Source organism: Daejeonella sp. (assembly GCF_030684675.1).
Classification (GTDB): Bacteria; Bacteroidota; Bacteroidia; order Sphingobacteriales; family Sphingobacteriaceae; genus Daejeonella.
Genome location: NZ_JAUXXZ010000023.1, coordinates 66,223 through 80,513, shown reverse-complemented (window position 1 = coordinate 80,513; position 14,291 = coordinate 66,223). Strand labels below are relative to the sequence as shown.

At 38.9% G+C, this 14,291-nt stretch carries 12 protein-coding genes and 1 tRNA gene; 5 read left to right on the top strand and 8 right to left on the bottom strand.

Annotated elements, in window-relative coordinates; all coding sequences use genetic code 11:
* Positions 1-292: 292 nt before the first annotated feature.
* Both aroB and Q8M41_RS03890 read right to left on the bottom strand, forming a co-directional pair.
* Positions 293-1,357, bottom strand: coding sequence for a 3-dehydroquinate synthase (aroB, locus tag Q8M41_RS03895; protein WP_305363935.1), 1,065 nt, complete (start codon positions 1,355-1,357; stop codon positions 293-295).
* Positions 1,354-1,560 carry an RNA-binding S4 domain-containing protein gene (locus Q8M41_RS03890; protein WP_305363934.1) on the bottom strand — a complete coding sequence of 69 codons (207 nt, stop codon included), beginning with the start codon at positions 1,558-1,560 and terminating at the stop codon, positions 1,354-1,356. Before Q8M41_RS03890 ends, aroB begins: the two co-directional genes overlap by 4 nt.
* Positions 1,561-1,633: 73 nt before the next feature.
* On the opposite strand from Q8M41_RS03890, the gene Q8M41_RS03885 reads away from it, so the two are divergent.
* On the top strand, positions 1,634-2,830 hold the full coding sequence (locus Q8M41_RS03885; RefSeq protein WP_370870437.1) for a proline dehydrogenase family protein: 1,197 nt from the start codon (positions 1,634-1,636) through the stop codon (positions 2,828-2,830).
* Between the two features lie 100 nt (positions 2,831-2,930).
* Here the strand turns inward: Q8M41_RS03885 and Q8M41_RS03880 are convergent, their stop codons facing one another.
* On the bottom strand, positions 2,931-3,569 hold the full coding sequence (locus tag Q8M41_RS03880; protein ID WP_305363932.1) for an HAD family phosphatase: 639 nt from the start codon (positions 3,567-3,569) through the stop codon (positions 2,931-2,933).
* Between the two features lie 84 nt (positions 3,570-3,653).
* On the opposite strand from Q8M41_RS03880, the gene Q8M41_RS03875 reads away from it, so the two are divergent.
* The 4 genes from Q8M41_RS03875 to Q8M41_RS03860 all read left to right on the top strand — a co-directional run bounded on the left by Q8M41_RS03875 (position 3,654) and on the right by Q8M41_RS03860 (position 8,014).
* Positions 3,654-5,405, top strand: coding sequence for a histidine kinase N-terminal 7TM domain-containing protein (locus tag Q8M41_RS03875; protein WP_305363931.1), 1,752 nt, complete (start codon positions 3,654-3,656; stop codon positions 5,403-5,405).
* A gap of 63 nt (positions 5,406-5,468) precedes the next feature.
* Positions 5,469-6,275, top strand: a complete 807-nt coding sequence (locus Q8M41_RS03870; RefSeq protein ID WP_305363930.1) for a ThuA domain-containing protein — start codon at positions 5,469-5,471, stop codon at positions 6,273-6,275.
* Positions 6,276-6,403: 128 nt separating this feature from the next.
* Positions 6,404-7,696, top strand: coding sequence for a gluconate:H+ symporter (locus Q8M41_RS03865; RefSeq protein WP_305363929.1), 1,293 nt, complete (start codon positions 6,404-6,406; stop codon positions 7,694-7,696).
* A 244-nt stretch (positions 7,697-7,940) separates the two neighbouring features.
* Positions 7,941-8,014 (top strand) — tRNA-Ile (locus tag Q8M41_RS03860).
* Positions 8,015-8,141: 127 nt separating this feature from the next.
* On the opposite strand, the gene Q8M41_RS03855 is transcribed toward Q8M41_RS03860, so the two are convergent.
* The 5 genes from Q8M41_RS03855 to Q8M41_RS03835 form a co-directional block, all read right to left on the bottom strand.
* Entirely contained in the window at positions 8,142-10,562 is a 2,421-nt protein-coding gene (locus Q8M41_RS03855; RefSeq protein WP_305363928.1) for a TonB-dependent receptor, read from the bottom strand.
* Between the two features lie 26 nt (positions 10,563-10,588).
* Positions 10,589-11,362: an ABC transporter permease gene (locus tag Q8M41_RS03850; protein WP_305363927.1), complete on the bottom strand. Its 774-nt coding sequence runs from the start codon at positions 11,360-11,362 to the stop codon at positions 10,589-10,591.
* 2 nt (positions 11,363-11,364) lie between these two features.
* Positions 11,365-12,261, bottom strand: a complete 897-nt coding sequence (locus tag Q8M41_RS03845) for an ABC transporter ATP-binding protein (RefSeq protein WP_305363926.1) — start codon at positions 12,259-12,261, stop codon at positions 11,365-11,367.
* Between the two features lie 136 nt (positions 12,262-12,397).
* On the bottom strand, positions 12,398-13,078 hold the full coding sequence (locus Q8M41_RS03840; protein WP_305363925.1) for a LytTR family DNA-binding domain-containing protein: 681 nt from the start codon (positions 13,076-13,078) through the stop codon (positions 12,398-12,400).
* Positions 13,075-14,079, bottom strand: a complete 1,005-nt coding sequence (locus Q8M41_RS03835; protein ID WP_305363924.1) for a sensor histidine kinase — start codon at positions 14,077-14,079, stop codon at positions 13,075-13,077. Before Q8M41_RS03835 ends, Q8M41_RS03840 begins: the two co-directional genes overlap by 4 nt.
* Positions 14,080-14,291 lie beyond the last annotated feature (212 nt).

Below are 14,291 nucleotides of genomic sequence, written 5' to 3'. Positions count from 1 at the left end.
AATCATCTAATTTATATGCTTGTTCAGACTTACGAATTTACCTGGGCATCATGCAAGACAAATTCGTCAGTCGCCCTATTTAGATTTGCGACTGACGAAATCTACTTTCCGCTCGGTTAGGTGATTTCGCAAGTCGGGGAAGTTCAGACTTACGAATTTACCTGGGCATCATGCAAGACAAATTCGTCAGTCGCCCTATTTAGATTTGCGACTGACGAAATCACTTTCCGCTCGGTTAGGTGATTTCGCAAGTCGGGGAAGTTCAGACTGACGAAATCTACTTTCCGCTCTGTCAGGTGATTTCGCAAGTCATGTAAAAATCTAAACTCTCAAATATCTCTTCTTCGGTGCAATAAATGTCGTATCCGCATTTACCAATTTCACTTAACAAGGAGAAGCTGATCTGCCCGGCATTGTTCTTTTTATCATTCTTAATGATATCAAGCAGGTCAGGATAAATGCTTTTATTTAATTTATAAGCAGGGTAAGTATTCTGAATGGTTTTTACAATTTCAGAAAGCTCCTCTTTTTTAAGGCCATTTCTTTTTTCAGAAAGGAAAGCTTCGCAAATGAAACCAATTGCAATCGCTTCTCCATGCAATAATGGACTTTTATCATGTTTCAAAGAGTAACTTTCGACAGCATGCCCAATGGTATGACCGTAATTCAGAATTTTTCGTAACCCTTTTTCAAAAGGATCTGCAATGACTACTTCATTTTTAATTTCAATGGAACGGTAGATAATTTCATCACTCAGTTCTTTTGGAACAATTCCCTTCAGCTCTTCGAACAGGGAGGCATCGTAAATGAGTCCGTGTTTAATTACTTCAGCATATCCAGAACGGAGTTCCCTGTCACTTAATGTCTTCAGGAACTGGGTTTGGATATAGACCGCCTTAGGCTGAGTAAAGGTGCCAATGATGTTTTTTACACTCTCCATATCCACTCCGGTTTTGCCACCGACGGAAGCATCAACCTGGGATAATAGGGTAGTAGGTACCTGTACAAAATCAATACCCCGCTTGAATGTAGAAGCTGCAAAACCACCCATGTCAGTAATCACACCACCGCCAAGGTTGATCATGATGCTGTTTCTGTCGGCGCCAAAGTCAAGGAGCATTCTCCAGATCCCGATACAAAAATCAATATTCTTATTTTCCTCACCAGGTGTAACTTCAATCAGATCAAATTCAATGGATCCTAAAGCTTCCTGTAATGCCGGCAGACAATGAATTTCTGTATTGCTGTCAACCAGAACAAAAACCTTGCTGTATTTCTTTTTATTTAAAAATGCAGATAATTCCTGCAGACTGTTCTCGAAAAAAACGGAATAGCTTATACTCTCAATGGGTTTCATGTAACTTTTATTTTTTGTCCTTTGAATTCAACGATATCGCCACGTCTAACTTTCAGGCGTTTGCGTAGATCCACCTCTCCGTTATATTTCACTAATCCTGCTTCCACCACAATTTGGGCTTCTCCACCGCTTGGGACCTGGTTCATCGCCTTCAGTAACTGGATCATCGGAATGAATTCTCCTTCTAATTTAAATTCGAGCATGCAGCAAACTTACAAATTTTAGCTTTTGTATGTTAATATCTCAATATTTCTACCTTTGTGCAATAAACCAATTATTTTGAAGAGCCGCCCGGCAACAAGCCATAATTTATCATTTGATAATACTGAGATTGCTTTTCGTGGAAAATCGAATTCAGATCTAACCCGTGCATACTGGTTATTTAAGTTTATTAGTATTAATTTTCTAACGAAGATTGGTCCTTCAATCACCAATGCAGCCCTTACGTTGGGCTTACCTATTAAATCACTAATTAAAGCTACCATCTTCCGTCAATTTTGCGGGGGAGAGAGTATTGCAGAATGTGAACAAACTGTTGCTCAGCTTCATGCCGGCAGCGTAGGATCAATTCTCGATTATTCGGTTGAGGGGGAAGATGATGAAGAGGTATTTGATCATACCTGTGAAGAAATCATGAAAACGATTCGTCATGCGGATGGTGACGATCGTATTCCTTTAACAGTGTTTAAAGTCACCGGACTGGGCAGATTTGCTTTACTTGAGAAAATAAATGCAGGTCAAGCTCTTGAATCCGCTGAAAAATCGGAATTTCAACGACTGAGTCACAGGGTTGATCAGATCTGCCGACTCGCACATGAGTTGAATGTCAGGGTGATGATTGACGCAGAAGAAAGCTGGATTCAGGATCCGATAGATTCGATGGCTCTTGAAATGATGCGCAGGTATAATCAGGAGCAGGTAATCGTTTTTAATACCTACCAGCTTTACAGAAAAGACAAATTAGCATCGCTCCAGGCAGATATCACATTAGCGGGTTCAGAACAATTCATGCTTGGAGCCAAACTGGTTAGGGGTGCTTATATGGAAAAGGAACGTGAGCGTGCTGTTGAGATGGCTTATGCTTCGCCAATTCATACGGATAAGCAATCCACAGACAATGATTATAATGATGCTTTAAAGTTCTGTATCAGTAAGATCGATTTTGTTTCCTTTGTCGCCGGTACTCACAATGAATTTAGCTGTGAATTACTGACTGAATTGCTCGAAGAAAAGGGTATCCCACATAATCATGAGCATATTTATTTTTCCCAATTACTTGGGATGAGTGATAATTTAAGCTTTAATCTGGGTGAAGCAGGTTATAATATTGCGAAATATGTTCCTTATGGGCCGCTAAAGGCGGTTATGCCTTATCTTTTCAGGAGGGCAGAGGAAAACACATCAGTTGCCGGGCAAATGGGCAGGGAGCTTCGTTTGATCTCTGCCGAAATGAAGCGCCGGAAACTGAAGTAGTATCAAGTATCAAGAACCAAGAACCAAGACAAAAAAGCCTAATCTCTAATTAACTCCAATCTGTCTTTGCTCCTGGTTCTTGGTTCCTGGATCAAAGCATTTATCTGCTTAATATTCCGGAATCATACAAATAACTTTCCAGTGTCTCATCCGCTGTTAGCAGGTGGGTGTTAAGTCCCAGCATATCAGCAGTTTTCAAATGCTGCGGGCTGTCGTCTATAAAAAGGGTTTCATTAGGATTGAGATTGTTTTCACGCATTACAAATTCAAAGATCTCGCGATTGGGCTTCCGCATTTTCATGAGATGGGAATAATAATCTTTCTCAAAAAATACAGCATTGGAATCTAACTGATGCTCTCTTTGAAGGTAATCCATAATCCAGTTGTAATGGATTTCATTGTTGTTGCTAAGCAGGAAGGTTCTGTACTTTTCTTTTACTTTCAAAAGAAGATCATGGTTTGGCTCAGGAACACCGATTAGCAGGGAATTCCATGCCTTATCAATCTCAGCATCACTTAAACTTTCGATTCCGGTGGCTTTGCGAATACCCTCCCTGAATTCTGAAGAGGAGATAAGGCCTTGTTCAAACTGATCAAACAGTGAATCGTGACCTTTATGTGAAAAGAAATGTTCTATTTTTTTGACTCCAAGCTCAGTAAAACTATGCTGGGCTTTGTTGAAGTCAATAGTGAAAATTACATTACCATAATCGAAAATTATATTTCTAATCTTATTCATATATTTAGTGCAGTATATTAAAATTTTAACCTTTTAAAGTCAGGGTTCTTTTTTGTTTTTTTCTTGCCCGATCTGATCTGCTAAATGACATTTATTCCGAATACCTATTCAATTATTCTAATAATCTGCGGCCTCATCACACTCTATATGTGTGTCAGGATTTTTCGCAGATATGAGATCGTTGTACGCTGGTTTGGATTTATGATGTTAGGCATTGCAATCTGGGCGCTAAGTTATGGATTAGAACTTTCAAGTACCAGCCTTGAGCAGATGTTATTCTGGATCAATGTCGAGTATCTTGGAATAGCCTTCATCCCGGCATTCTGGTTATTGTTCCTCTTAAAGTTTACCGGCAAGGATAAGTGGCTGAACCCGAAATATTTTTATGCCTTCATGGTGTTGCCATTAATCACGCTACTGATGGTATGGACCAATAAGTATCATCATCTTCATTATAAAAGTGTAGGGGTTGATAACTCGGGTCCCTTCCCATTATTAAGCCTTGAAACTGGCCCCTGGTATATCGTTCATACTATTTATTTCTATACACTTTTGGTTTGGGGAGTAATCTTGCTTGTCAATAAGTACAGGAAGTCTGACCAGGTCTTTAGAAGGCAGAATCTAACCATTCTCATTGCGGTATTCATTCCATGGGTTGCCAATGTACTGTACTTGTTTGGTTACCGGCCAATGGGACATATTGATAGTACACCTTTTGCATTCGTCATTACGATGCTGTTTCTTAGTATCGGACTCGTTCGTTTCAGATTGCTGGATATCATCCCAATTGCACGTGAGAAAGTTATTGAAGCTATGAACGAAGGTCTGATTGTGACGGATAATCAGGACCGGATTGTAGATTTGAATCAGGAAATCAGGAAGATCCTCTCGATTGAAGAGAAAAAAATCATTGGTAAGCGACTTGAGATAATCCTTCCGGAGCAGACTGAGCTTTATGAATTGATTAAGGCCCGAAAGGGTGGGCAATTACAATTGAAACTTGTGGGCTCTGAGCTTTTTCTGGAAGCCAGCCTTACTCCTTTGTTTGAAAATCAGCATGCATACAGCGGCTTGATTATCCTGATCAGGGATATTACAGAACGCGTAGAAATTGAAAATAAGGTGCGCCTGCAGTCGGATGAGCTTTTAGGCATGAACAAGCTGAAAGACCGACTGTTTTCGATCATTTCACATGATCTCAGGGGGCCACTGATCAATTTAAATGATATTATCAAAATGCTCAATGAGGGTATGATTACTGAGGAAGAGTTCAAATCATTTGTGCCCCAATTATCAAAGAACATTGGCTATACCAGCGGTCTACTTGAGAATCTTTTATTCTGGTCGAAAAGTCAGCTTCAGGGAGAGGTGGTAAAACCTGTTTATTTTAATTTGAAAGAAGTTAGTGTTAATGTACTTCATCTTTTTGAGAACATAATTCACGAGAAGAATATCTTAATAGAAAACAATATTCAATTGGGGTGTAAGGTTTATGCGGATAAAGACATGATCCAACTGGTAGTCAGGAATTTGATATCCAATGCCATGAAATTCTCAAAACGTGGTGGTAATATTAAACTTAGCACTAGTGCGGAAGGAAATAATACTATTCTTTGTATCAAAGATACCGGAGTTGGAATCTCTGAGGCTGACCAGAAGAAATTATTTGAGCAGGAGACCTTTACTACCCGTGGTACTGATAATGAGCAGGGTACAGGGCTTGGACTACTTTTATGCAAAGATTTTATTGAAAAGAACGGAGGTTCAATCTGGGTGGAAAGTAAAATGGGAAAAGGTAGTAAATTCTGTGTTCGCATTCCAAATGCTAATTGGTAAATCCAGGGTTTATTCAGGGCAAGTAGAAACTTTAATTTTTGCTACACTCCCTAATTAAGCTGCATGGATATTTCAGTGATATTAAAAATAAAGATGAGGCAGTTTCAAATACTTTTATTTCTCTGCGTTCTGTTTTTCAGCAATTCTGTTAGCGCTCAAACCATTAAACCGCGATTTAAGGTGCTTGCCATAGGAGAGAACGGTGGGCACCATCTTCTGCACACTCAGGCAGCGAAGATCTGGCTCAACAAGCTTGCGGCAGATAGTAATTTTACCATTGATTATTATACCAATACCAAGCCCATTACTAAGGAGTTCCTCGGGCAGTATCAACTATTTATTCAGATCGATTATCCCCCTTATTCCTGGAGTAAAGAATCCGAAGATGCTTTTATTGAATATATTGAACAGGGTAAAGGAGGCTGGATAGGTTTTCATCATGCTACCCTGCTCGGAACTTTCGATGGTTTTCCATTATGGCAATGGTTTTCCGAATTTATGGGCGGCATTCAATTCAAAAAGTACATCCCGGATTTTGCAGCGGCCACAGTGAATGTAGAGATTAAGAAACATCCTGTAATGGCAGGTGTACCAGCTTCTTTTCCTATTGTCAGAGAAGAATGGTATACCTATGATAAAAGTCCGCGCTTGAATAAAAACATACAGGTTCTGGCTACTGTAGATGAAAATACCTATATCCCGTCAAGGGATATTAAGATGGGAGATCATCCCGTTATCTGGACAAATACAAAAATGAAAGCCAGGAATGTCTATATTTTTATGGGGCATGGGCCTGAACTGTTTGAAAATCCATCCTATACGAGCCTGTACAGAAATGCCATATTTTGGGCGGTTTCAAAATTGAAATGATCGGGCTTATAATTGAGAAAATTCTTGAACCTCTATTTGTTTATTTCTCTCAATATTTTGTTAAATAAGGATTTATTTGCTAATCTTTATTAAAACAAATCAGTTTTTCTGAGCATTAATTTATTGTTATGGCCTTACTCATTGTACTCTTTGGGCTTCTGCTTCTTCTCATTCTTATTGTAAAAAAAGTAAGTCCAATGCTGGCTTTACTTATCGTATCTATTATCACGGGCCTACTGCTTGGTATGACGCCGGGTAAAGTAATGACCACCATTGCAAGCGGTATAGGCAGTACGCTCGGAAGTATGGTGATGGTATTAGCTCTGGGTGCAATGTTGGGTAAATTGATTGAAGAAAGTGGTTCTTCTAAAAAAATTGTATTCATCCTGATCCGTCTTTTCGGGATTAAAAATATTCAATGGGCGATATTATTAACGGGCTTACTGGTTGGTATCCCCTTATTCTATAATGCAGGATTTGTGGTTTTGGTTCCGCTGATATTTGCCATTGCTTCCACCACGCGTTTGCCCTTATTATACCTGGCTTTGCCAATGGCGGCTTCATTGTCAGTTACTCATGGTTTTCTCCCTCCTCATCCCGGTCCATTGGCCATAGCGTCTATATTTAAAGCCGATGTGGGCATTATTCTTATCTATGGTTTAATATTAACTATTCCTGTTGCGATCGCCGGAGGAATAATTTTACCCCGCATCATCCTGAAGAATAATTTGTCTGTTGCCAGTCCGCTTGAATTTTTACCAGAAGAGGAGAAACTACTGCCATCTGGCTTCAGGAGCTTTATCACAGCTTTGTTGCCGGTATTTTTAATAATTGCGGGTACTGCAGGCACTTTTTTCATTCGTTCGGAAGCTATTCAACCCCTGTTTGTGTTTATGGCAGATCCTACAATTGCCTTGCTGACAGCGGTATTGCTTAGCATCATTGTTCTCAAAATCCCAATCGCTAAGGCAATGGATTACAGTGCCGAGGGGCTTAAAGGTGTTGCGATGATTATTTTGATTATTGCCGCAGGCGGTGCATTTAAGCAGGTTCTTATTGACAGTGGAGTAGGAGATACAGTCAAAGAGTTTTCCGCAAGGTTTGATCTGTCACCTTTATTTCTTGGCTGGCTCATCGCCGCTTTAATCAGGGTTACCCTGGGTTCGGCTACGGTTGCCGGACTTACAGCAGCAGGTATTGTCCTTCCATTGGTCGGGAGTGGCGTATCTGCAGAGTTAATGGTGCTTTCTATAGGTGCCGGTAGCCTGATGTTTTCTCATGTGAACGATGCCGGATTCTGGATGTTTAAGGAATATTTTAACCTGAGTTTGAAACAGACTTTCGGTACATGGACTATAATGGAGAGTTTGGTATCTGTGCTTGGTTTACTCGGAGTGCTTTTGATCAATCAATTTTTGTAAGATGCTTTGATGTCCAAAATGGACATTAGGGCAGAGTCTTGTCTTTATTTAGTTTTGCAGGTAGGTGTTTGGGCTCCAAACCCCTCTTAAACATCACTCGTTTATCAAATTCGAATAATTCCTAAATTCTATTTTAGAATCCCAAAGCATTTCCGTAAAATTGCAACCTTATTCACCCGCCGTAGCTTTTTAGCGTAGGTGGGAAATCAACAATCCGACTTCGCTAAAGCTACGTCGGACGAAGGCGCCCATAGCTCAGTTGGTTAGAGTAGAAGACTCATAATCTTTTGGTCCCTGGTTCGAGCCCAGGTGGGCGCACAAACGGCCTTAATGATATCATTAAGGCCGTTTTTTGATTCGATCTATTCTGAAAATGTTATTTAAAGCTTGCAAAGGCACTTTTTTGGTTCGAGCCCAATTTGGATTTTTCTATCATTGTTTACAGTTAATTTACAGACCGTCTATTTTCATCCTCCGTTCCCGCTTTATGTTTTGGAAGTGCTTTTAGTTGGCTATTCCCAAATCTCCATGAAAAAGCTAACCTGAAAACCTGTGTCTCACCTCCGCTTTTTGCAATAATTTGCTGTCCTGCATAATTAATTGTTCCGGTATTATATAATGTGTGAAAAAGATCGCTCACAGATAACTTAAGTGAAGCTTTATTTTGCAGTAATAGTTTTTGAAGTCCCGCGTCTGTACTCCAATATCCTTTGAGCTTTGTAGCACCCTGGATAACTGTTGGCGAATTATAAAATCCGCCAAGGTCCGATGACCATCCTTTACCGAGACGGAAAGATTGCTGCAGGAAGACTTCCGTTGCAACAGTATTCATATTGATCGTTTTTCCTGGCCCAAAATTTCCTTTATAGTCAACATAGTAGGAGTTTAAATTTGCAAAGAGCGTGTACCATTTCACAGAAAGATTATAACTCATACTCAGGCTAACAATATCCTGCGATGCAAGATTCTTTTTCATTACATAAGTCATAGATCTGTTTAGAGTATCCCGAATGATGCCGAACACATCCTTCACATGGCTATAGTTCAAACCCGTAGTTAATTTCTGCTTATATAGATAAGTGATTCCAATGCTGTTTGTATATTGAGGCGTAAGCAATGTATTACCCTTCCTGAAGTTATAATCATCGAGCTTGAACTCAAAAGGGTTAAGGTCTGTATAAGATGGCCGGTCTGTACGTCTGCTGTAATTGATGCTCCATTGCTTCATCGGATCATGGTTAAAATTGATCGAGGCACTTGGAAACAGAGACGTATAATTACGATGAAAAGCTGAATCACTGGCAAAAGATCCGGTTATTGAACTATACCTCATCGATACCCCTTTCCCAATTGTATTTTCCAAACGCAAACCTGCCTGTATAGTGAAGCTTTTAAATGCCTGATTATATGTGGCATACGCTGCGTTGATATTCTCTTTATAAGCGAAGTTATTGCTGTGATCAATATTCAATTGTTCTGCTCCATTTTTGATACTGTATTCGCGAAAGTCATTGGAACTATTTACATAGGAACTTTTAGCACCCAGCCCGAGTGTACCGTTATTTAATTTTCGCTCATAGTCAGATTTGAAACTATAAATTTGAATGGTGGTTGGGGCTAAGAGCCGATACGTGTTGTCATATAAAAATGTTCCGGCGGGAGAAAAATATTGATTCGGTACAAGTTGATTGTTATGAACCGAATAAATGCCGTAATCAGCATCAATCCCTAAGGAGTGGCCTTTTGTGTTATCAAATCTATAATTGAGATTGATACTACCGTTGTTCCTGGTTGTTTCATTTAGTGTATTTGTTGTTAAGCTTTTGCTGATCAGGCCTGTTGGAGTATAAGAAATAACCGTCTTATTATTAAAGTTTACATGATTATCAGATAGCGTACCATTTAAAAGAATTCCAATAGTATTCTTTTGATTTAGAATATAGTCTGCGCCTCCCTGCAGACTATGAGATTCTGATTGATTGACATTAACGGCAGATTGATTAAAAGTGGAGTCCAAAAGCTTTCTGTAGGTCGTTAAATATCCATCATTTTTACGTTCATTGTAACTATAGCTTCCAAATAGATTTATATTATTATTACGGTGGTTGAGTGTCAGCCCGCCATTATATTTTGGACTGTTTGCCATTCCAAGTCCGGCTGTCAATGTACCGTTGGTTCCAAAAGCTTTATTCTTCTTTAACCGGATGTTTATAATACCTGCATTGCCGGCAGCATCATAACGGGAGGATGGATTGGAAATGATCTCTATGGCTTCAATCTGTGAAGATTGAAATGATTTTAGGTATTCCGAAAGATCAGTCCCTGACAGTGGGCTTGGCTTACCATTAATATAAACCTGCACCCCATTTTTGCCGTTCAAACTTAAATTATCATCCTTGTCGAGAATGACACCGGGAGACTTGCGAAGCAGCTCTAATGCATCCTGACCGATAGCATTTATTGTGTTTTCTACATTCAAAACGATCTTGTCAGATTTGACTTCTATTAAGGGTTTTTGATAAGTGATTGTTACTTCCTTTAAATTTATCTGGGCTTTTGCCAGAAAAATAGTTTGAATATTGGCATCACTTTTTGTTACCTCAAAATCATCCGATCGTTGGTTCAGGTAACCTGTATATGCGGCTGTAATGAAATATTTTCCCGCAGGAATATTATTAAAACTATAGTTCCCTTTTTCATCGGATATATTTAGCTTAACAGTTGAGCTATCGCTTGTTTTCTTTAGAGATACAGATACGTTTTTTAACGGGAAACCATCTTCACCTTTAACAGACCCGTTTATTTGTTGCGCATAGCCGCTTGTTACAGCCAATAGCAATGCTATATGAAAAATTAATGCTTTCATTTGTATTGATTTAGAAGTTTTTAAGATTATCCCCGTTCAGGTAATAGATAAATATCCCGGAAGGATAAGGTCAGGAACAAGACAGAACTAATAATTGAACACAGGCTCAACTGTACAAGCGTTTCGGGATTTTTATCAAAATCTGTAAAGAACATAAACGTTGAATACATGTATGGGTAATAGACGATCTTGTCCCAATCCATCAACACTATACCAGTAATCCAAAGGCCCATGCCAATCCCCAACGAAACGACAAAATTCTTAAATCGAAGGCTTAACCAGTACTGTACAATTGTTATGGCGAACAGGCCGAGATAGATTCTTGATGCTATAATCAGTAGCATCATCCATGGAATATCTTTACTTAGAAGATGATATGCCGGATTGAGCCGAGCAACTGATAATCCGGATATAATTATTGCGCTGCTGAATAGCAGAATAAATCCAATGAGGAACGAATGGATAACAATAAATTTAGAAAAGAACACATCTGCAAATTTTCGCGGAAGGGTATAAACCTGTTTCCAGGTATTGTTCCGGTATTCAATTTGTATGATCAGACTGGTCATCAGTACACAATAAAGTGGAAGAATGACCGCGGCTACATTTTTCCAGTTCATTCTTAGGAAAGCCATCCATGGATCAGAATTGATCTTTTTAACCATCACATCAGGGCGTTCCAAACACACCATGGCATAAATGACAGGGATAAATAGTGCAGCCAGAATAGTGAGCCACACTGCTGCTGTTCCTTTACTTTTCAGGAACTCAGTTTTTGTATTTAAAAAAAATCTTTTCATGATCATTCAGCAATTAGTTCCATAAATATCTCTTCGAGGTCATTCTTTACACGAGCCAGATGATATACCTCAAAGTCTTTCAAAACCAATGTTCGGTTAATCTCTGCCAGTTGTTTGTCGTTTTTATAATGTACCCGCAGCATATTACTCTTTGAAATTGCCCCACCCAGAATATCCATAGCTTTTATATTATCACTGGTGTTAATTTCGATGAAGGAATGGTTGGACTGCAATTTCTGTAATTCAGGAAAGGTACCCTGGAAGAGTAATTTGCCGTGATGGATGATCCCTACGTGAGTAACTATTTTTTCTACTTCAGAGAGCAGGTGACTGGAGATAATAATGGTTTTGCCATGTTGTTGGTTTAGCTTGCTTATCAGATCTCGGATTTCAACGATGCCATTTGGATCCAGTCCGTTAGTAGGTTCATCCAGGATCAAAAGTTCCGGGTCATGAAGTAAAGCAATAGCTATCGCAAGCCGTTGTTTCATCCCTAAAGAATATGCCTTTGTCTTTTTATTTGCCGCGTCCCTTAGGCCAACAATAGTCAAGACTTCTGCAATTCGCGACTTGGGAAGATCATAGGATAAGCGGAAGATCTCAAGATTTTCATTACCGGTAAGGTGGAGGTATAACGAGGGCTGTTCAATCAGCGAACCGATAGACCGGAGAATTGAGATCCGGTTGCTTTTGAAATCCCGTCCCAATATCCTGATGCCAGGTGTTTTAATCTGAAGCAGACCAAGCAATAACCGTAGTGTGGTTGTTTTTCCGGCACCATTCGGGCCAAGAAAACCATAAATGCTTCCGTCCGGGATATCCAAATTGATATTATCCAGGATCTTTTCTCCGGCGTTAAAGGAGTAATCCAGATTTGTTGTCTTTACTATTGATGACATATTCGTGTTTAACTAATAATGTCATCAAAGAAACAGGCGACTTGTCCAATTGAAGAATAAATTCATCAATGACCTGATTTTGGAGGTGAACGGTCAGAATAGGGGGGTTAAAAAAAGATGCCTGCAAAAATGAAGGTCAGACGATCCTTTTCATCAGCTCATCGCGATACATATCTCCGATAGGGATTTTGAACTCGCCGATAAAGATATGGCCGCGTTCAATGCTGCTTATTTTGTTCAACGCTATTACAAAGGAACGGTGGACACGTATAAAATTAGATGCAGGTAATTTTTCAAGGATTCCACTTATGGTTAACAGTGTTGGAATTTCCTGGTTGGAGGTGCGTACGGATATAAAATCTTTCATCCCTTCAATAAACAGAATATCATCAAAATCAACCCTGAATGTCTTATAATCTGATTTGATGAACAGATAGGGCTGGTTGTTCTTATCGGCTGTGGAATTCATCCTTTGCTCTACTTTCTGTATTGCTTTTAAAAAGCGTTCAAAAGGAATGGGCTTGATGAGGTAATCAACAGCATCAAGATCAAATGCTTCTGGTGCAAATTGAGAGTAAGCTGTTGTAAAAATGGCTAAGGGAGGTTTATTCAATGATTTGAGAAACTCAATGCCATTGATCTCGGGCATATCAATATCCAGAAAGATAAGGTCAGGTTGTTCCTGATTGAGAAACGATATCGATTCCAGCGCATTCGTAAATGTTTTTACCAATTGGACATGCGGCAACCGTTCAACATAATTTTCTATAACCTCTAAGGCCAGAAACTCATCATCTATCGCAATACATCTGATCATGATTTATATTGTATAATCATCTCTGCTATAAAGTTGCCTTCTTTTTCATCAATATCCAATTGATATTGATCTGGATAAAGTAGTTCAAGTCGTCTTTTTAGATTTTGCAGGCCAATGCCTTCCGCTGTTTTCTGTTCTGTTTTTTTAAGATTAACAGTTCCGAATGTTATTGTTTTGCTCGTTATAGTTAGTTGTATCTTCATTGGCGCCGCACCATGCTTAAATACATTTTCAACCAACGGAAGCAGCAATAAAGGTTCAATATTGATTAATTCAGAATCTCCGGTTATCGTAAATAGTCCTTCAGTTTTTATTTTGGATTTTAATTGCTGCAGGGCTATATAATCCTGAATGATCTCTATTTCTTTACTCAGTTGAACCTTCGAGTCATTGGTCTCGTAAAGCAAATAACGCATGATCTTTGAGATCTGTAAAATGGATTGAGGAGCTTCAGGAGAATTCTTTAATGACAACGCATACAAGTTGTTGAGTGCATTGAACAGAAAGTGAGGATTGATCTGTGTTTTTAAAAAAGCAAGCTCTGTTTTAAGTGTTTTATTCTCCAATTCATTTTCATTATATTTCTGTTTAAACCAATCAATACTGAACCGTATGATCATAGCAAGTCCAAGAAATGCTACATTATTAATAATACGTATGAAGATATCTAGAATATAGTGCCTGTCGGATAGGGTGGTATGATAATTAAATGCATACTGAACCCAGACAAAAAAAGCAGATAAAAAGACGATCAATAGCAGATTAATAAAGATCCAACTAATAAGCCTGATCCTTTTAAAAATGAAGGGGAGCAGATAAATGAAGTTTGCATAAAAGATTATCCCCTGGCATACGATGCCTAAGCCCTGATGAACTAATAAAGAATAGGAACTTACCCTTGACGCATTTCCAATGTAAACCATTAAAATGTAGGCAAACCATCCTAACATGTGTAATAATGGAGGCAGATATTTATCTATGTTGAGCCTTGGTAAGATCATCTTATGCTATTTAGCGAATTTTATCTTTTTAGACGAATGCTTCTTTTAAGAGGGGTAATTTTCCTTTGAATTGCCGATATGTTACCGTTAATTATTATCGATAGTGACCTTAAACTATGGATAAAAAACCGAGTTAGTGGTGTCACGGACATTACTTAAATGAAATGTATTTAAGTTTCCCGGTTCGAGAAACGCACAGTTGGGTTCTTATC